The 18,967-nt window shown below is 65.7% G+C and carries 14 protein-coding genes and 1 tRNA gene; 5 read left to right on the top strand and 10 right to left on the bottom strand.

The features are described 5' to 3' along the window. Positions 1–44: 44 nt before the first annotated feature. Both FB548_RS05620 and FB548_RS05615 read right to left on the bottom strand, forming a co-directional pair. Positions 45–2,588, bottom strand: a complete 2,544-nt coding sequence (locus FB548_RS05620; protein WP_255470314.1) for a glycoside hydrolase family 3 protein — start codon at positions 2,586–2,588, stop codon at positions 45–47. A gap of 131 nt (positions 2,589–2,719) precedes the next feature. Then, the gene (locus tag FB548_RS05615; protein WP_142123724.1) at positions 2,720–5,494 is read right to left on the bottom strand and encodes a TonB-dependent receptor; all 2,775 of its coding nucleotides are present in this window, start codon (positions 5,492–5,494) and stop codon (positions 2,720–2,722) included. A 212-nt stretch (positions 5,495–5,706) separates the two neighbouring features. Here FB548_RS05615 and FB548_RS05610 point away from each other — a divergent pair, with 212 nt between their 5' ends. From FB548_RS05610 to dxs, 5 genes are all read left to right on the top strand, one after another. Next, a complete protein-coding gene (locus FB548_RS05610; RefSeq protein ID WP_142123723.1) occupies positions 5,707–7,158 on the top strand; it encodes a glycoside hydrolase family 30 beta sandwich domain-containing protein in 1,452 nt (483 codons plus the stop codon). Positions 7,159–7,240: 82 nt separating this feature from the next. Further along, positions 7,241–7,714: an LEA type 2 family protein gene (locus FB548_RS05605; RefSeq protein ID WP_142124120.1), complete on the top strand. Its 474-nt coding sequence runs from the start codon at positions 7,241–7,243 to the stop codon at positions 7,712–7,714. A gap of 42 nt (positions 7,715–7,756) precedes the next feature. After that, positions 7,757–9,553, top strand: a complete 1,797-nt coding sequence (locus FB548_RS05600; protein ID WP_142123722.1) for an acyl-CoA dehydrogenase C-terminal domain-containing protein — start codon at positions 7,757–7,759, stop codon at positions 9,551–9,553. A gap of 94 nt (positions 9,554–9,647) precedes the next feature. Beyond that, positions 9,648–10,301, top strand: a complete 654-nt coding sequence (locus FB548_RS05595) for an HNH endonuclease (protein ID WP_142123721.1) — start codon at positions 9,648–9,650, stop codon at positions 10,299–10,301. A gap of 126 nt (positions 10,302–10,427) precedes the next feature. Continuing rightward, positions 10,428–12,335 (top strand): 1-deoxy-D-xylulose-5-phosphate synthase, encoded by a 1,908-nt coding sequence (dxs, locus tag FB548_RS05590; protein WP_142123720.1) that lies wholly within the window; start codon positions 10,428–10,430, stop codon positions 12,333–12,335. A 21-nt stretch (positions 12,336–12,356) separates the two neighbouring features. Here dxs and FB548_RS05585 read toward each other — a convergent pair whose 3' ends face one another. The 8 genes from FB548_RS05585 to rplT form a co-directional block, all read right to left on the bottom strand. Further along, complete coding sequence (locus FB548_RS05585) at positions 12,357–13,379, bottom strand: TraB/GumN family protein (RefSeq protein ID WP_142123719.1); 1,023 nt, start codon at positions 13,377–13,379, stop codon at positions 12,357–12,359. Positions 13,380–13,468: 89 nt separating this feature from the next. Then, positions 13,469–13,939 (bottom strand): cupin domain-containing protein, encoded by a 471-nt coding sequence (locus tag FB548_RS05580; RefSeq protein ID WP_142123718.1) that lies wholly within the window; start codon positions 13,937–13,939, stop codon positions 13,469–13,471. A 102-nt stretch (positions 13,940–14,041) separates the two neighbouring features. Next, positions 14,042–14,118 (bottom strand) — tRNA-Pro (locus FB548_RS05575). 86 nt (positions 14,119–14,204) lie between these two features. Then, entirely contained in the window at positions 14,205–14,561 is a 357-nt protein-coding gene (locus tag FB548_RS05570; RefSeq protein WP_055936060.1) for a MerR family transcriptional regulator, read from the bottom strand. Further along, on the bottom strand, positions 14,542–14,841 hold the full coding sequence (locus FB548_RS05565) for an integration host factor subunit alpha (protein ID WP_055936063.1): 300 nt from the start codon (positions 14,839–14,841) through the stop codon (positions 14,542–14,544). The genes FB548_RS05570 and FB548_RS05565 overlap by 20 nt, the downstream gene beginning before the upstream one ends. Before the next feature lie 58 nt (positions 14,842–14,899). Next, complete coding sequence (gene pheT, locus FB548_RS05560; protein ID WP_142123717.1) at positions 14,900–17,293, bottom strand: phenylalanine--tRNA ligase subunit beta; 2,394 nt, start codon at positions 17,291–17,293, stop codon at positions 14,900–14,902. Positions 17,294–17,421: 128 nt separating this feature from the next. Further along, positions 17,422–18,417: a phenylalanine--tRNA ligase subunit alpha gene (pheS, locus tag FB548_RS05555; protein ID WP_142123716.1), complete on the bottom strand. Its 996-nt coding sequence runs from the start codon at positions 18,415–18,417 to the stop codon at positions 17,422–17,424. A 189-nt stretch (positions 18,418–18,606) separates the two neighbouring features. After that, a complete protein-coding gene (gene rplT, locus FB548_RS05550; protein ID WP_142123715.1) occupies positions 18,607–18,966 on the bottom strand; it encodes a 50S ribosomal protein L20 in 360 nt (119 codons plus the stop codon). Between the last annotated feature and the right edge of the window lies 1 nt (position 18,967).

Below are 18,967 nucleotides of genomic sequence, written 5' to 3'. Positions count from 1 at the left end.
CACTGCGTCAGCGCCCTGCGGTTTCGCCGCAAGGCGCAGGATACTCACTGCGCGCACTTCACCACATCGGCGCCATCCGCCGCACCGGCGACCACCTGGATATTGGTGAATGCGGCAGCGAACGGAGCATCGGCGGCGATGCTGAAGGGCGTATCCACGCCGGTCAGGTCCGCACCGAGCTTGCCGAAACAGGCCAGCGGCACCTTGACGGTCTGCTTCCTGCCGACTGCATCACCAGAGAACGTCGCCGTCAGGTCGAGGCTGGCACCGCAGTTGGTGCCGCATCCCAGCGTGAACTGCACCGGCTTGACCGGCGCCTGTTTCACCACCACGTCGAACTGCACCACGCCACGCGCGGTGGCCATCGCCGCGAGGTTGTTCTTCGACGGATTGCGGGCGAAGAAGCGAGCCGGTGCCAGCCAGGTCACCTCCTTGGCGTCCTGCTGCGTGTTGACCTGCACCGTTGCAATCTGCAGCGCAGGCTTCGCCTGTGGCCAGCGCTGCGTGGCATTCATGTCGGAACCCACCGCCTTCTCTTCGCTGCCTGCAGCCATCTGCAGGGTGAAGGGTGCGATGTCGGACTGCTTGAAGATGCCCAGCGTGGTCGCATCACCGCAGCTGGCCGCGCTGTCTTCCGGCAGCTTGCCAACCGTGCTGTTGTCGCCATAGCGCAGGCCGGTGTCCAGCGCGAACTGTGGCGTACTGTCGGCCTTCGGACAGGCCACGGCCGGCCAGGGGAACGTCAGCTTGCCGCGGAAATCATGCGCCGGCTTGCCATCCGCACTCGCAACCAGCACATCGGTGACGCCCTTGCCTTCCGTACCCGGCAGCCACGCGGCGACGAAGCTGTTGGACAGGTTGATCAGGTCGTTGGCGTACAACGCGCGGCCGGACAGGAACACGGTGACGACGGGCTTGCCGCTGGCGGCAGCCGCCTTCAGCGCGGCCAAGTCTTCCGGATGGCGACGGCTGTGCGCCATCGTGTCGGAAGGCACGATGTCGCCATTCGTCTCGGCATACGGCGTCTCGCCGATCGCGGCCACAATGACGTCGTAGCTCGCCGGATCCACGCCCTCGACACTGTCGCGCAGCAGCACGTTCGCCTCGCCCAATTGCTCGCGCAGGCCGGCCGCGATGCTGTCCGCATTCGGGAAGTCAGCGTTGGTGTTGTCTGTGCCCTGCCACGTCAGCGACCAGCCACCGGTCTGGTTGGAAATGCTATCGGCGCTCTTGCCGACCAGCAGCACGCGCTGGCCCTTCTTCAACGGCAGCGTGCCGCCGTCGTTCTTCAGCAGCACCAGCGACTCGCGCGCGGCGCGACGGGCCAGGTCGCGGTGCACCAACGCCTCCGGTTTCCCAGCGTACTGGCTGGCCGATGGTTTGTGGTCCCACAGCCCGGCGCGCAGCTTGACGCGCAGGATGCGGGTGACGGCGTCGTCGATGCGCGCCTGCGGGATCTCGCCCGACTTCACCTGCGCGATCGTGTTGGTGATGAAGGACTTCCACTTGTCCGGCACCATCACCATGTCGATGCCGGCATTGATCGCCTGCGGGCAACTGTCGTCGCTGCAGCCGGTGACCTGGCCGATGCCGTTCCAGTCGGAGACGACGAAGCCATCGAAGCCCATCTTCTCCTTCAGCGCCACCGTCAGCAGATCGCGCGTGCCGTGCATCTTGCCGTAGTCCTTGCCCTCTGCGACGTCGTTCCAGCTGTTGAACGACGCCATCACGGTCTGCACGCCCGCTTCAATGGCGCCGTAATAACCCTGGCCGTGGACGTTGATCATCGTGGACCGGGTGACGGTAGCGTTGCCCTGGTCCTTGCCACCGTCGGTGGCACCGTCGCCGATGAAGTGCTTGGCGGTGGCGACGACATTGCCGTCCTTGTCCAGCACGCCCTGCATGCCCTTGACGTAGGCGGCGGCATATTCGCGGATCAGCGCCGGCTGCGATGAGTAGCTTTCGTAGGTGCGCCCCCAGCGGGCGTCCTGCGCCACGGCGACAGTCGGCGCGAACGTCCAAGCTACGCCGGTGGCGCGGGTGGACTGGCCGGTGGCTTCGGCGATGCGCTCGATCAGTTCGACATCGTGCGCGGCGCCCAGGCCGATGTTGTGCGGGAAGATGGTCGCGCCGTGCACGTTGCTGTGGCCATGCACAGCGTCGGTGCCCCAGATCACCGGCACCGGGATCTTCGCATCAGTGGACATCGACGCGTCGTAGTAGGCGTCCGCCAGCTTGACCCAGTCCTCGGCCCTGGCATGCTTGTTCATCGCTGGCCAGGAACCGCCGCCGTTGAGCACCGAGCCGATGTAGTACGTACGCACCTCGGCCGGCGTGATCGATTTGATCTCCGGCTGCACCATCTGGCCGATCTTCTGCTCCAGCGTCATGCTAGCGAGGATTTCCGCCGCACGCGCTTCCACGGCAGGATCCTTGGCGAAGCTGCTCTTCAGCGCCGGCCAGTCCTTCAGTTCCGCGGCATCGCTCACGGTCGCATCGGCGGGCTTCTGTTCTGGCTCCTTCTTGGCCGTACACGACAGGCAGGCCAGCAAACTGGCCCCCAGCAGGGTCATTCGGATCGGATTCACTCGCTTCTCCCTTGGATGAAGGCGCGCACGACATCCCCGACAGGATCCGCGCCTTGACGAAAAGTCCGACGGGACGCAGGGCCAGGCCCCGCATCCCGTCAGGTACTGCGGTTATCGACGGACAGGTGCGGTCACAGCTTGTAGCGGAAGCCCAGCAGATACTGACGACCGTACTCGGTGTACTCCTCCGGGAAGAACAGGTCCGGATGCGTGCCGGAACTTACTTCGGTGCGGAACGGCTCGTTGTTGACGTTGTTCACCTGGAACAGGATCGACAGGCCCGACAGGCGACTGGATTCCGGGAAGTCGTAGCCCAGTTGCAGGTCGATCGTGCGCTCGTTCAACGTGTAGCGATACGTGCGCTGGTTGAAGATCGAGCCGTACTCGCCGCGGTACGGGTCGCGAAAGCGTTGGCTGACACGCGCCGAGAAGCCATGCTTCTCGTAGTACACCGTCGCGTTGGCGACAATCTTGGACAACCCAGGGAACGTGTCGGTGCCCGACCCGATGCCCGGGCCGTCAGGATCGATCGACGACTCCGTGTACGACGCATTGAGCAGCAGGCCGAATCCGTCGAGCGCATCGTGGATCAGCTCGCCGCCCAGTGCGGTGGAGAACTCATAGCCGCGCATGTAGCCGCCGGTGCCATTGGCCGGCGTCGAGAACAGACCCATGTTGGACGCCGGCGGCTCATCACCCTCGTAGTCGTAACCGGAGAAGTCCCATGGGATCTCGCGCGTATAGATGTACGAATCCATGTCCTTGTAGAACGCCGCCAGCGCGACATAACTCGCTTCGCCGAAGTACTTCTCGATCGAAAGGTCGTAGGCGTTGGCGCGGTACGGCTCGAGCGCCGGGTTGCCGCCGCTGCCACGCCATTCGGACGGACCGCCCTGCGACGTCTGCACATAGACACTGGCGCGGGCACCCATGTCGTTGATACGCGCGCGCATCATCTCCCGGGCAGCACCGAAGCGCAGGTTCCATCCGTTGCCGAAGTCGGCCACCAGGTTGAGGCTGGGCAGGATGTCGCCATACGACGCACCCGCCGTGCCGGCCACGAGCGCCTGGCCACTTTCGTTCTGCTGGATGACGACGCCTTCGGACGTCTGCTCGGTGCGGATGTACTGCACGCCGGCATTGCCGCGCAGGCGGACCGTATCGGTCAGGTCCATGTCGAGGTTGGCCTTGAAGTAGAACGTCTTCACGTCCTCTTCGGTGATCGCATCCTTCTGCAGGTCATCGTTGGACTCGCTGAGGTAGACGTCGTAGTAGCGTGACAGCAATGCGCGCGGATCGTAGGTGATGACGCGGCCCATGCCGGCGAATCCGAGATCCGTCGGAGTGGACAGCAACGACGGATCGACCAGTGTCGGCGTGCGACCGGGAAGGTCGGCGAAATAGACCTCGGCACTCTTCTCCTTGGTGCGCTTGCTGTAGTGCACGCCGGCATCCCAGCTGCGCAGGAAGTCGGACGACTCGATGACGTGGTTCACGGCCACGCGGAATGCCTTCATCTCATCCTTCTGGTGGCTGTCCTCCAGGCGGCCGTCATGGCCCCAGTTCTGCGGGTCGCGCAGGTAAACAGCGGCGGGATCCGCCATGTCCGGCAGCGCGTAGTAGCCATAGCCGGGCGAGAGGCGCGCACGGAAGTCGGCAGACACGCCGCCCAAGCGGCCCGCATACGTCTCGAGCTTCGAATCCTCGACCTTGGCGCGCGAGTAGCTGAGGTCGGTGGCCAGCGTCCAGGTCTCATTGAGCTTGAACTCGTTGTTCCAACCCGCCGAGAACAGACGCGACTCACGGGTGTTGTTGTCGTTGCGGATCGCCGGCTGGATGCCGTTCAACGTGCCGCCGGTGACCACCGGCGTGCCGTGGTAGTCCGTCGTGCTCACGTCGCTGTAGCTGACCGCGCCGCCGTTGAACCAGGGGTCGTTGCTCCACATCGCACCGCGCATCCACTCTTCCTGGTCGAAGCGCGACGCGTACATGTCCAACACGCTGTGCCAGCGGTCGTTCGGCTTGAATTCCAGGACGGCCATGACACCATCACGCGTAGTGTCGCGCGACTTCACCCAGGCTTCGGCGCCCTGCAAGGCGATCGCGTCAGCGGGCTTGCCCGGCTGCGGCGCGCCCCACATGTCGGTGTTGGCCCACCACCACGACTTGTAGTGCTTCTCCTGGAACGGCGCATCCATGCGCGCCACGCCAATCGCGAAGCCCACGGTGTCGTTTGCGAACTGGTCGACATACGAGGCCGATACGCGGTAGCCCTTGTTGTTGCCGCCTTCGGTCAGTTCGTCGAACGAGTTCACCTCGCCCTGGCCGGTGAACACGATGCGTTGCTCGCCGAACGACAGCGGGCGGATCGACTGCAGGTCGACCGTGCCGGAAATGCCCTGGCCGATCAGCGATGAATCCGGGGTCTTGTACACCGTGACGCCATTGATCAGCTCGGCGGGATACTGGTCGAGCTCCACACCACGGTTGTCACCGGTGGTGACCTGCTCGCGGCCATTGAGCAGCGTACCGGCGAACTGTTCGGACATGCCACGGATGTGGATCACCTGGCCGCGGCCATCGAGGCGCTGCATGGTCAGGCCGGGCAGGCGCGAGATCGAGTCCGCGATGCTGATGTCGGGCAGCTTGCCGATGTCTTCGGCAGAGATCGCTTCAACGATCGAGGTGGACTCGTTCTTGGTCTCCACCGCGTTGGCGATGGCGGCGCGGATGCCGGTGACCTTCACGGTATCCAGGGTTTCGACGGTCTGTTCGGCAGAGGAAGCTGCCTGCTGCGCGCTCGCGAGACCCGGGAATGCCAGCGCAAGACAGCAAGCAGCGGCCAGATGATGTTGGTGCAGCGTGCGACGCGAGGATGGATATGCGGTGTGTTTCAAGTGCTTCATCTGGTCCCTCTCCGACCAATGTTGACAGCGCTGTCATATAGAAGCTCCAATGCGCTGTCAACAAATTCCTAACGAACGCGACATATGGGCGCATGCAGGATCGGTTTTCCTTGTCGCGCGGCCATACGTCGAGAAAATTGCGCTGCGCTGCAGCACCCGCTTTGCGTGGACTCCGGGAGGGGTTCGCGTATCCCCACCGAGAGGATTCCGCCATGACACGACAACGCATCCGACGACTCCCCCACGCCTGCCTGGCGTCCGCGCTTGCGCTCATGTTCGGCCCGTTGGCCCACGCGCAGGAGGTCTCGGTGTGGATCACGACGGCAGACCACGAGGTCACGTTGTCGCCGTCGACGCCTGCCCGGTTCCGTGACGCCGCTTTGGCGGAAAATTCAGGCATCCTCATCGACGAGGCACAGCGATTCCAGGAGATGGTCGGTTTCGGCGCCTCGCTGACCGATTCATCCGCTTGGCTGATCCAGCACAGGCTGGACCAGCAGCAGCGCGATACTCTGCTGAAGGAACTGTTCGGCCGCGACGGCAACGGCCTGGGCTTGAGCTTCTCCCGGTTGACCATCGGCGCATCGGATTTCTCGCGACACCACTACAGCCTGGCGGATACACCCGACGGAAAACCGGACCCCGGACTCAGGCATTTCAGTATTAACGAGAACCGGCGCGATGTGATCCCGGTGGCGCGCGCGATGCTCGCCATCAACCCGCAGCTGAAGGTCATGGCGTCGCCGTGGAGTGCGCCCGGATGGATGAAGGACACCAACAGCCTGATCCAGGGGAGACTGCTGCCGCAGTACTACGATGCGTTCTCGCGCTACCTGCTGAAATATGTCGATGCTTACGCAGCGGAAGGTATTCCGATCTTCGCACTGACCGTGCAGAACGAACCAGACTACGAACCGAAGGACTATCCCGGTATGCGGCTCAACGCGCCGGCGCGGGCGCGCCTGATCGGCGACCACCTGGGTCCAATGATCGCGACGCGCGGCAAGGGCCCGCTGATCTTCGACTGGGACCACAACTGGGACAAGCCGCAGGAACCGCTGGGCGTGCTGGCCGACGCGAAGGCCAATCCGCATGTCGCGGCCGTGGCATGGCATTGCTATGGCGGCGACGTGGCCGCTCAGTCGCCGGTGCATGACGCGTTCCCCGACAAGGACGCCTACATGACCGAATGCTCCGGCGGCGACTGGGAACCGGTGCGCAGTGGCGGCCTGCCTCTTCAGATGAAGAACATCATCATCCGCAGTGCACGCCATTGGGCACGCGGCGCGCTGTTCTGGAACCTGGCGCTGGACGAGAACAACGGACCCTATGCGGGGGGCTGCCATACCTGCCGCGGCGTGGTCACCATCGACTCACGCACGGGTGCGATCACCCGCACCGACGAGTACTACGCGCTGGCACACGCCAGCCGCTTCGTGCGTCCGGGCGCGCACCGGATCGCCTCCAGCGAGGCGGCCAACGACCTCGACAACGTCGCCTTCCGGAACGCCGACGACGGTTCGCTGGTCTTGCTGGTCGCCAATTCCGCGGAGCAGGCACGCCGATTCAGCGTCGGACAGGAAGAACGGGTGTTCGACTACATCTTGCCCGCACGCAGCGTCGCCACGTTCGTCTGGAAGCCTGACGCAGTGCAGCACGACTGATCCGCCTCCAGCCTGGGGACTGTCATCCCCGCCGCCATACGCCGTAGTATCCTGCCGCATTCCCTCACGGAGCGGCGGCATGATGCGACGTACTTCCCTGCTGGCACTTCTGGCAGCCATGGCCCTGTTGGGCGGTTGCGGCGATGGCATGGTGCGGCGCGTTTCCGATCCCGCGGTCAGCGTGCAGCAGCTCACGGTGAAGGCTGACGGCCAATGGTCTGTCGACCTGCGCCTGCAGAACTACAGCAGTATTCCGATGCGGTTCGACACCGTCGACATGGACGTGCAGGTCGGCGATCAGAACGCAGGCAATCTGCGCGCCACGCCCGGCCTTTCCGTTGGCCCCGAATCGGCCGACGTGGTCACGGTGGCATTCGCACCAAGCAGCGCCGGCCGCATCGTGGTGGCCGACGCCCTCGCCGGTCGTCGCGCCCTGCCCTACACATTGAAGGGCAGCGCCAGCGCGACGCCGGAAGAAGCGAAACCCCGCACGTTCGACATCGAAACCCGCAACACCCTCAACCCGGTCCCCGGCCTGGATGGCGTGCTGCGCTGAGCGCCGCCCCACCCGCCCCTACACGCCTTTTCGAGAACCTGCATGCCTGCGTCCTACACAGCTCCCCTGACCGATCTCCGCTTCGCCCTGTACGACGTGCTGGGCGTGGAGCCGCTGTTCCAGCGGCTTGGCTATACCGAGGCGACCCGCGACATCCTGGATGCCGTCCTCGACGAGGCCGCGCGTTTCACGGAAACCGTCCTTGCGCCGCTGAACAGCGTCGGCGACGAGATCGGCAGCCAGCTCGACAAGGCCACGGGCGAGGTCACTACGCCACCAGGCTTCAAGGCCGCGTACACGCAATTCGTCGAGGGTGGCTGGACCGGCCTCACCTCTTCGCCCGAGTTCGGCGGCCAGGGCCTGCCACACACGATGGGCGTGCCCCTCAACGAACTGGTCAACGCGAGCAACCTGGCCTGGGGCAACTTCCCCCTGCTGTCGCACGGCGCGGTGGAAGCGCTCAAGCATCACGGCGAGGCGTGGCAGCAGGAGGTCTTCCTGAAGCCGCTCGTGGAGGGCCGCTGGACCGGCACCATGTGCCTGACCGAGCCGCATTGCGGCACCGACCTCGGCCTGCTGAAGACCAAGGCCGAACCGAACGCCGATGGCAGCTACGCCATCACCGGCACCAAGATCTTCATCACCGCCGGCGAGCACGACCTGACCGACAACATCGTGCACCTGGTGCTGGCGAAACTGCCGGATGCACCGGCGGGCGCGAAAGGCATCTCCTTGTTCGTCACGCCCAAGTTCAAGGTCGCACGCGATGGCACGGTCGGCGAACGCAACGCGGTGGCCTGCGGCTCGATCGAACACAAGATGGGAATCAAGGCCTCGGTCACCTGCGTGATGAATTTCGACGGCGCGCAAGGCTACCTGGTGGGCCAGCCCCACAAGGGCCTGCAGGCGATGTTCACCATGATGAATACCGCACGCCTCGGCGTGGGCCTGCAAGGCATCGGGCTGAGCGAACGCGCCTACCAGAATGCATTGCGCTACGCGCGCGAACGCTTGCAGACGCGCTCGCTCAGCGGCCCCAAGTCCCCAGACAAACCGGCCGATCCGATCATCGTCCACCCTGACGTTCGCCGCATGCTGTTGACGATCAAGTCGCTGATCGAAGGCAGCCGCCTGCTGGCGCTGCACGCCGGTACGCTGATCGACATCGCCAACCACGCCGAAGACCCTGCCGAACGCGAGCGCGCCGATACGCTGGTGAGTTTCCTCACGCCCATCTCGAAGGCCTGCCAGACCGAATGGGGCATCGAGAACACCTACCACGCGCTGCAGTGCTTCGGTGGCCACGGCTACATCCACGAACACGGCATGGAACAGCTGGCACGCGATGCGCGCATCACCACGCTGTACGAAGGCACCACCGGCATCCAGGCGCTCGACCTGATGGGGCGCAAGACCGCGTCCACGCAGGCCGCCGGCCTGAAGTTGTTCCTGGCGGACGTGCACGCCTTCGTCCAGCAACACAAGGATGATGCGTCGCTCACCGAGTTCATCGACCCCCTGCAGCAGAAGGCCGCCGAATGGGCAGGCCTGACGAAGAACGTCCTGCAGCGAGCCGCCGCGAACCCTGAGGAGATCGGCGCGGCCAGCACCGACTACCTGTTCTATTCCGGCTACGTGGTGCTGGCCTACTGGTGGGCGCGCAGCGTGGCCGCTGCCGATGCCTCGACGCACGGCGATGCGTTCAAACAGGCCAAGCGCGAAACCGCGCGGTTCTACTTCGCCCGCATCCTGCCGCGCACCCTGGCCCACGCCGCCGCCATCGAGTCCGGCGCAGACACGCTGATGGCAATGGACGAGGCTCGTTTCGGCGAGGCGTAATCCTGCACCGGAGGAGCGCGGACAACGCGCTCCTCCGGTGAAAAGCAACACCCGATACACATTTCGTCAACATTTGGGTATAACCTGCTTCTCCATGGAAGCAGACAGAGCTCAGCTTCACCTGGTCAAGACCGGTTCCCTCCCAACACCGGTCCCGTCTCCGTCGTCGCCCCGCCCCCATCCCGCCGCCCTGCGACTGCTGTCGCTGGATGCGCATGGCCGCGTGCTGGACTGGATCAACTGGCAGGATGCGACCTGCCTGTACGCACGCGGCGCGGTTGCATGGACACTGGGCGACCCCTGCCTGCATGTGCATGGCGGCGTCTCGCGGCTGACCGGCGAACAGAGTCTGATCGAATTGCATCCCATCGTGGCCTCGCGCGGCCACGCCCGTGCGCATGCCCTGTCGCCCACGCCAACGCTCACCAACACCGCCCTGTTCGCCCGCGACGCGCACCTGTGCCTGTACTGCGGCCACGAATATTCGCGCCCGCACTTGACCCGTGATCACGTGCTGCCGCTGTCCAAGGGCGGCCGGGACATCTGGGAAAACGTGGTGACCGCCTGCTTCCACTGCAACTCGCGCAAGAGCAACCGCACGCCGCAGCAGGCGCACATGCCGCTGCTCGCCGTGCCTTACCGGCCCAGCTGGATCGAACACCTGATCCTGTCGAACCGCAACATCCTGGCCGACCAGATGGCGTTCCTGAAAGCCCAGTTGCCGAAGAAGTCCAAGCTGTCCGCCTGAGCGGGGCCAAGGCCCGCCTCGACCTTCCTGAACCGCCCCGGCCGGCCCCACGCCTGCTTCACACGCTTGCTTGCCCCACTTCACTTCGGGGGGGGACAATGACGGCTCAGAAGAAGCCTGCTGCCGATGATCGCCCCCGACCGCTACCCCCGCCTGTCACGCATCCATGTCCCGGCCGACCTGCGCCAGTTCGACGAATCCGAACTGCCCGCGATCGCCGAGGAACTGCGCGGTTACCTGATCGAGTCGGTTGGCAAGAGCGGCGGGCATTTCGGGGCGGGCTTGGGTGTGATCGAACTGACGGTCGCCCTGCACTACCTGTTCGATACGCCGCGCGACCGCCTGGTGTGGGACGTCGGCCACCAGACCTATCCGCACAAGATCCTCACCGGCCGCCGCGACACCATCCACACGGTGAAGCAAAAGGACGGCGTGGCGCCGTTCCCGAAGCGCGAGGAAAGCGAGTACGACACCTTCGGCGTGGGCCACTCGTCCACCTCGATCTCGGCCGCGCTCGGCATGGCGATCGCATTGCAGCAGCAGGGCGACGACCGCAAGGTGGTCGCGGTGATCGGCGATGGCGCGATGACGGCAGGGATGGCCTTCGAGGCGCTGAACCATGCCGGTGGCATGGAGCCGGAACCCAACCTACTGGTGATCCTCAACGACAACCAGATGTCGATCTCGGAGAACGTCGGCGGCCTGACCAAGATGCTGGGCCGGCTGAGCAGCAGCCGCACGCTCAACGCGCTCCGTGAAGGCGGCAAGAAGCTGCTCGGCGACAAGAAGAAGCCGCCGGCCCGCTTCATGCGCCGCTGGGAAGAACACTGGAAGGGTATGTTCGTGCCGTCGACGCTGTTCGAGCAGATGGGGTTCCACTACACCGGTCCGATCGACGGCCACGATGTCGAGGCGCTGGTCGGTGCATTGAAGACGCTCCAGACCCTCAAAGGCCCGCAGCTGCTCCACATCCTGACCACCAAGGGCAAGGGCTACGAGCTGGCGGAAGGCGACCAGATCGGTTACCACGCCGTCGGCCCGTTCGATCCGGAGAAAGGCCTGGTCAGCAAGGGGGGGGCGAAGAAGCCGACCTACACCGACATCTTCAGCGACTGGCTGTGCGACATGGCCGCCGCCGAACCGAAGCTGCTGGGCATCACACCGGCGATGCGCGAGGGTTCCGGCCTCGTGCGCTTCAGCAAGGAGTACCCCGACCGCTACTTCGACGTCGCCATCGCCGAACAGCATGCGGTGACGCTGGCCGCCGGCATGGCCTGCGAGGGCAGCAAGCCGGTGGTGGCGATCTATTCGACGTTCCTGCAACGCGGTTACGACCAGTTGGTGCACGACGTGGCGATCCAGCAGCTCGACGTACTGTTCGCCATCGACCGCGGTGGCGTGGTCGGTCCGGATGGCGCCACGCATGCAGGCAATCTGGACCTGAGCTACCTGCGCTGCGTGCCGCACATGGTGGTGATGGCGCCTGCCGACGAGAACGAATGCCGACGGATGCTCAGCACCGGCTATCACTTCAATGGGCCGGCGGCAGTGCGTTATCCACGCGGCACCGGTCCAGGCGTGGCGCTCGAATCGAACCTCGACAAGCTGCCGATCGGCAAGGCCGACCTGCGTGCACGCGGCAGCCGCGTGGCACTGCTCGCCTTCGGCTCCACCGTCGCCGCCGCCGAGCAGGTCGGTCGCGAGCTGGGCCTTACCGTGGTGAACATGCGCTTCGTGAAGCCGCTGGACCGCGAACTGGTGCTCGAACTGGCGAAAACCCACCAGGGGTTCGTCACCATCGAGGACAACGTGGTGATGGGCGGCGCGGGCTCCGGCGTCGCCGAACTGCTCAACGCGGAAGACGTGTCGCTGCCGGTGCTGCACCTCGGCCTGCCGGACGAGTTCCAGCACCATGCCAGCCGCGAAGATCTGCTGGCAGAAGCCGGCATCGATGTCCCCGGCATCCGTGCCGGCGTGCTGAAGCGCTGGCCGGCGCTGGCCGCCACGCAGCCGCCGAAGACCGCCGCGGGCTGACCGCCGCGGCCAGGCGCCGCATCATTCCGGCGCTTCCACCTCGTAACCCTTGGCTTGCAGCGCGGCCAGGTAGCCGTCGGGTTTGACCAGCTGCCAGACGGGCAACGTGGCGAACGTGATCCGGTTCTTCGCCAGTGCGCCTTCGGCCACCTCCATCCAGCGCGCCTGCATGCGGGCCTCGACATCGGAGATGCCGCGCTTGCGCGCCGTTTCGGTGCTGAACCAGGCGGTGGCGCACGCCTGCTGCCAATCCTGGCGCGAACTCGAGCGCAGCGCGGGCCAGTCGCCGACAGCCCACGCATTGGCGCGCGCCGCCACCTGCGGCAGATCGCGCTCGATGACGTCCAGTGTCTTGCCGAAGCAGACCAGATCTTCGGGCTTGAGCGTTTCCTTGCGGAAATCCGCCAGCGCCGCGCGCGGATCATCCAGCTTGAGCTTTAATAAAGTGGGAGTGCGCTTCATCTTGCGCTGTTTCAGCGCCGCGTCGATGACCGGATCAATGACGCCGCCTTCGCGCAGTCCGGAATCCGACAGCGCTTCGCTGTAGAGCTGGTAGGCGGCAATCAATGGGCGCTTCTTCTCAACCCCCCCATCCCGCCCCATGTAGCGCTGCTTGAGCGAACTCCAGCGCGCATAGAGATCCGCAGGCAGGACTTCCTGCAGTTTCCGACCATCCGGATTCCTGGAAGCCTTCATGGCCGATGGCACCAGCGTCAGCCCCCGGAAGAACCCGACATCGGCATCGACGGTGATTCCGGGCGAAGCCAGGACTTCATCGGCGATCTGCAGGACCTGGTCGACCTCGTCCGACCGCCAGGTGATGCGCTTCGGCAGCGGTGACTGCGTGCCCAGCACGTACAACAGATGGTCGCCACGGCGCACCTTCCACAGCCCCGGCCCGGGTTGCACGCCGGCCACGACCACGGCATCCATTTCGATCACGCCATCCTCTGCTGCGGTCGATGCCTCCCCGGCTTCCTGCGCACCTGCGCGCGGCACGAGCAGCAACAACGCGCACAGCACCCCATAAAGCGACAGACGCATCCGAGAGACTCCATGCAGAAGGATCCGCCGGAGTGTGCCCGCTGCAAGCCGGCATGGCGCGCGACGGCACGCAGCCGTGCGGAGTTTGTTCAGGCGACCTTGCCGCCGGCCTCGCGCAGCGTGCGCGCGACATCGCTGCCGCTCTGCATCAGCTCGAACCCTTTCCAGCTGAAGCCCGGCGACACGGAGCAGTCGACCAGGGTGAAATCGCCAAGCGAGCGGGCGCTCTGCCAGACACCGGCGGGCACCACCTGGCTAGCCTGCCCACCCCTGGCCGACGTATCCAGTTGCACGCGGGTCAATGTGCGCTGCTCAGGGTCGAACATCGACAGTTCCATTGCACTCCCTTCATGCCAGTCCCAGACCTCGGTCGCGTCGACGCGGTGCCAGCGTGTCACTACACCGTGCGGCAGCAGGAACTTGATGGCGGTGAGCGTGGGGCGCTCGATCCCGTTCACCTCGGTGCGTTTGGTCGATTCGTAGACACGACGAAAGTGCCCGCCCTCGGGATGCGGCACCAACTGCAACGTACGGATCAGCTCTTCGCTGCGTGGATGCATGGGCTGTCCTGTACAGGGCGTCCGGGAGTTGCCGTCGCCAGCGGCGCTCGACAGGCACAAAAAAGCCCACGCGACAGCGCAGGCTTGATGTCGAACCGCGATTGGTCGGGACGGCCGGATTTGAACCGACGACCCTCTGCCCCCCAGGCAGATGCGCTACCAGGCTGCGCTACGCCCCGAATCTCGCGGATCGGCCCGCCTTGCGACGGGCCACGCATTATAGCCGGAATTCCTCGGCGACTCCCAGCAGGAGCGCCGTGATGCCTCAACGGCGGAGCAACTGGAGGATTTCCTCCAGTTCCATTCGCACCTGGCGCACGATCTGCGCGCTCATCGCGGATTCCTGCTTCGCACCTTCACCCTCAAGACGCAGGCGTGCACCACCGATGGTGTAGCCCTGCTCGTAGAGCAGGCCACGGATCTGGCGCACCATCAGCACGTCATGGCGCTGGTAATAGCGGCGGTTGCCGCGGCGCTTGGCAGGCTCCAGGCTGGGGAACTCGGTCTCCCAGTAGCGCAGCACGTGAGGCTTCACGTCGCACAGTTCGCTCACCTCACCGATGGTGAAGTAGCGCTTGGCCGGGATCGGCGGAAGCTCGCGATTACTGCCCGGATCCAGCATAGGTCTCCACCCGCTCCTTGAGTTTCTGGCCCGGCCGGAAGGTCACCACCGTCCGCGCCGAGATCGGGATCTCTTCGCCGGTCTTCGGGTTCCGCCCCGGGCGCTGGTTCTTGCGGCGCAGGTCGAAATTGCCGAACCCCGACAGCTTCACCTGCCGGCCCTGTTCCAGGGCCTCGCGCAGCACATCGAAGTAGGCGTCGACGAATTCCTTCGCCTCGCGCTTGTTCAGGCCGACCTCGTCGAACAGACGTTCGGCCATCTCCGCCTTCGTCAATGCCATGGATACTGCTTCCCCATTGCGGCCGTCGCCAGCCCCGCCACTGTCTTCTTCATCCGGTTCAACCGCGGATCCTCGCGCCGTGCGCGCTGTCGATAGCGGCCACGACAGTCGCCACTACCTGCGCCACGTCGGCTTCCGTGAGAGTGCGTGAGTTGTCCTGCAAAATCAAGCCCATAGCGAGACTCTTTTGACCTGATTCGACCCCCTGCCCGACGTACCGGTCGAACAGCTGCACATCGCGCAGCAGCGGGCCTGCGGCGCTCCTGACTGTCGCGGCCAGGGCCGCCCATGAGACCTCCTCGGCCACGACGAACGCGAGGTCCCGGCGGACGGACGGATAGCGCGACAACTCCGCCGCGCGCGGCACCGCCCGTGCGGTCAATGACGCCAGATCCAGTTCGAAGGCGACCACGTCGGCATCCAGGTCCAGCTGGCGCTGCAGGCGCGGATGCAGCTGCCCGATCCAGCCGATATGGGCTCCGTCGCGGTAGACGTCAGCCGACCGGCCGGGGTGGCCATGGGCTGCGCGCGAGGGCCGGAAATCGAGGAGCGCGCCCGCCAGCGCCGCGACGCTTTCCAGGTCGCCCTTGAGGTCGTGGAAGTCGGCCCTGCGTGCCGGCACGCCCCACTGCTCCGCCACCGCATCACCGGTGATGGCGGCCGCGATACGCAGCGCCTCGACGGGCGCATCACCGGGCTGCGCGGGCGCATGGAAGACGTTGCCGATCTCGAACAGGCGCACGCGCCCGGCTTGCCGCGCGGCATTGCGCTGCACGGCCGCCACGACGCCAGGCAGCAGCTGCGTGCGCATGATCGCCAGTTCCGCGCTCAGCGGATTGGCCAACGGTACGGCGCCGTCCGCCGCCCCCCAGCATGACAGCCACTGTGCGTCGACAAAGGCGAAGTTGACCGTTTCAAAATAGTCGCGCGCGACCAACTGGCGACGCACCATGCCGGGCTCGACCCGGGTCTCGCTGGGCGCCGCGACACGGGTCGCGCCGCCCGGGAGCGTGGTCGGTATGCGGTCGTAGCCGTGGATGCGCGCCAGTTCCTCGATCAGGTCCTCCTCAATGGCGAGGTCGAAGCGTCGGCTGGGCGGCACCACGCTCCAGCCCTCCGCGACGGCGGCCGCCTGCAGGCCCAGGGCACGCAGGATGCGCTCGATTTCCGCATCGGGAATCTCGACGCCCAGCACGCGCGCCACTCGCGCGCGGCGCAGCAGTATCGCGGTCGGCCGGGGCAGATGCTCAGGCAGCACGGCCTCGGTCGTCGGTCCGGGAACGCCCCCGGCGATGTCGAGGATCAGGCGAGTGGCGTACTCCACCGCGATACGCGGCAGCTCCGGATCGACGCCACGCTCGAAGCGATGGCCGGCGTCGGTGTGCAGGCCCAGCTTGCGGCTGCGGCCGATGATCGCGGACGGAATCCAGTGCGCGGCTTCCAGGAACACGTTGCGCGTGGCGTCGGTGACGCGGGTATCGAGCCCGCCCATGATCCCGCCGAGCGCGACGGCGCGGGCGCCATGGCCACCCCGGCCATCCGACACGACCAGGAAGTCGTCGTCGAGCGACACGGTGCGCCCGTCCAGCAGCGCGACCGTCTCGTCCGCGCGCGCGGCACGCACGACGATGCCGCCTTCCAGCGTGTCCTTGTCGAACGCGTGCATCGGCTGGCCGAGTTCCAGCATCACGTACTGGGTCACGTCGACCAGGAAGCTGATCGGGCGCACACCGCTACGGCGCAGTCGTTCCGCCATCCATACAGGTGAAGGTGCGGTAGCGTCCACACCTTCGATCACGCGGCCGACGAACCGGGGCACGCGCGCGCCGGCCTCCAGTTCGACGCTTAGTTCGGACAGGCTTTGCGCCGGAACGGGGGCGACGTCGAACGGTTTCACTTCGCTGCCCAGCGAGGCTGCGACGTCGTACGCAATGCCGCGCACGCTGAAGCAGTCGGCACGGTTCGGCGTCAGCTTGATCTCGATGCTGGCGTCGGGCAGCTGCAGGTAGTCGGCGATGGGCGTGCCCACCGGTGCGTTGGCCGGCAGTTCCAGCAGGCCGGACGCGTCGGCATCGATGCCCAGCTCCTTCGCCGAGCAGAGCATGCCGTTGGACTCCACGCCGCGCAGCTTTGCCGCCTTGATGGCGATGCCGCCCACATTGGCACCCACCATGGCGAGCGGCGCGATCAGGCCGGGACGCGCATTGGGCGCGCCGCAGACGATCTGCAGCAGCTCACCCTGTCCCGCATCCACCTGGCAAACCTGCAGGCGGTCGGCCTCGGGATGCCTGGCGCACTCGACGATGCGCGCCACCACCACATTGGCCAAGCCATCGCCCAAGGCCGTGACCTCTTCAACCTCCAGGCCGATCGCGGTCAGCGTCGCGGACAGTTCATCGCGGGTGGCCTGGGTGGGGACGTGGCTGCGCAGCCAGTTTTCGGAGAATTTCATGAGAAGCCGTGATTCGTGATGGGTGATGGGTGATTCGATAAAGCAAAATCACACAGCGGCTGGAATCGCGTCAGTGATGAGAGACTCGCTGTTGCGAATCACGAATCACTGATCACGAATCACAGCCGTCAAGCAAACTGCCTGAGGAACCGCACATCGTTCTCGAAGAACGCGCGCAGGTCGTTGACGCCGTAGCGCAGCATCGCGAAGCGCTCCACGCCCAGGCCGAACGCGAAGCCGGTGTAGCGCTCCGGATCGATGCCACAGTTGCGCAACACGTTCGGGTGCACCATGCCGCAACCCAGCACTTCCAGCCAGCGCGTGCTGTCGTCCGGCTGCTGCCAAGCGATGTCGACTTCCGCGCCCGGCTCGACGAACGGGAAGTAGCTCGGGCGGAAACGCATCTCGAAGTCGCGCTCGAAGAACGCGCGCACGAACTCGGCCAGCGTGCCCTTGAGGTCGGCGAACGTGGAATGCTCGTCCACAAGCAAGCCTTCGACCTGGTGGAACATCGGCGAATGCGTCTGGTCGCTGTCACTGCGGTAGACCTTGCCTGCCGCGATCATGCGCAGCGGCGGCGTGTGGGCATCCATGTAGCGCACTTGGACGCCCGAGGTGTGCGTGCGCAGCAGGCGACCATCGCCGAAGTAGAACGTGTCGTGCATGGCGCGCGCCGGGTGGTGCGGCGGGAAGTTCAGCGCCTCGAAGTTGTGCTGGTCGTCCTCGATTTCAGGGCCGTCGGCCAGCTCGTAGCCCAAGCGGCCGAAGATGTCGGCGATGCGCTCGAGGGTTCGACTGATCGGGTGCAGCCCGCCGCGCGTGCCGTTGCGGCCGGGCAGCGTGACATCGACGGTCTCACCGGCCAGACGCGCGTCGAGCGCGGCGTCTTCCAGGACCGCCTTGCGGGCCGACAATGCGTCGCCGATGGCATCGCGTGCACGATTGATCGCTTCGCCGGCCGCCTTGCGCTGGTCGGCGGGCAATGCGCCCAGCTGCTTCAGCTGCGTGGTGATGCTGCCGCTCTTGCCCAGGAGGGCGACGCGCAACTGCTCCACCACGTCGGGCGTCTGCGCGGCGGCGATTTCAGCCAGCGCTTGCGTGGACAGGGATTCGATATCGCTCATTGGAGGTCCATGAGAGGTGCCATCTTGTGGGAGCGACGTCAGTCGCGATGGGGCACCCGGACGCCTTCATCGCGACTGACGTCGCTCCCACAGAACAGAAACCACAAAAAACAATGGGGAAGGACTCGCGCCCTTCCCCACGTGTTCCCGGCGCTGGACTGCCGGAGTGCTGTACGGTGGAGACGCGGCTTACGCCGCGAGTGCGCCCTTCGCCTTTTCCGCCAGGGCCGCAAAACCCACCGCGTCATGCACGGCGATGTCTGCCAGCACCTTGCGGTCCAGGGTGATGCCGGCCTTCAGCAGGCCGTTCATGAAACGGCTGTAGCTGAGGCCATTCATGCGGGCAGCCGCATTGATGCGGGTGATCCACAGCGAACGGAAGTTGCGCTTCTTCTGCTTGCGGCCGATGTAGGCGTACTGACCCGCCTTGATGACCGCCTGCTTGGCGACGCGGAACACCTTGCGACGGGCGTTGTAGTAACCCTTGGCCAGGTGGAGGACCTTCTTGTGACGGCGACGCGCCGTCACGCCACGCTTAACTCGTGCCATG

The sequence above is a fragment of the Pseudoxanthomonas sp. 3HH-4 genome, from assembly GCF_006716465.1.
Classification (GTDB): domain Bacteria; phylum Pseudomonadota; class Gammaproteobacteria; order Xanthomonadales; family Xanthomonadaceae; genus Pseudoxanthomonas_A.
This window is presented reverse-complemented; position numbering and strand designations above follow the sequence as displayed.

Bases quoted from the DNA above. Each gene is read 5' to 3' on its own strand.
- FB548_RS05600 (WP_142123722.1), top strand. From the start codon at position 7,757: ATGCCTGCGTCCTACACAGCTCCCCTGACCGATCTCCGCTTCGCCCTG.
- FB548_RS05565 (WP_055936063.1), bottom strand. From the start codon at position 14,841: ATGGCATTGACGAAGGCGGAGATGGCCGAACGTCTGTTCGACGAGGTC.
- FB548_RS05580 (WP_142123718.1), bottom strand. From the start codon at position 13,939: ATGCATCCACGCAGCGAAGAGCTGATCCGTACGTTGCAGTTGGTGCCG.
- rplT (WP_142123715.1), bottom strand. From the start codon at position 18,966: ATGGCACGAGTTAAGCGTGGCGTGACGGCGCGTCGCCGTCACAAGAAG.
- FB548_RS05615 (WP_142123724.1), bottom strand. From the start codon at position 5,494: ATGAAGCACTTGAAACACACCGCATATCCATCCTCGCGTCGCACGCTG.
- FB548_RS05595 (WP_142123721.1), top strand. From the start codon at position 9,648: ATGGAAGCAGACAGAGCTCAGCTTCACCTGGTCAAGACCGGTTCCCTC.
- dxs (WP_142123720.1), top strand. From the start codon at position 10,428: ATGATCGCCCCCGACCGCTACCCCCGCCTGTCACGCATCCATGTCCCG.
- pheS (WP_142123716.1), bottom strand. From the start codon at position 18,417: ATGAGCGATATCGAATCCCTGTCCACGCAAGCGCTGGCTGAAATCGCC.
- FB548_RS05610 (WP_142123723.1), top strand. From the start codon at position 5,707: ATGACACGACAACGCATCCGACGACTCCCCCACGCCTGCCTGGCGTCC.
- FB548_RS05585 (WP_142123719.1), bottom strand. From the start codon at position 13,379: ATGCGTCTGTCGCTTTATGGGGTGCTGTGCGCGTTGTTGCTGCTCGTG.
- FB548_RS05605 (WP_142124120.1), top strand. From the start codon at position 7,241: ATGCGACGTACTTCCCTGCTGGCACTTCTGGCAGCCATGGCCCTGTTG.
- pheT (WP_142123717.1), bottom strand. From the start codon at position 17,293: ATGAAATTCTCCGAAAACTGGCTGCGCAGCCACGTCCCCACCCAGGCC.
- FB548_RS05570 (WP_055936060.1), bottom strand. From the start codon at position 14,561: ATGCTGGATCCGGGCAGTAATCGCGAGCTTCCGCCGATCCCGGCCAAG.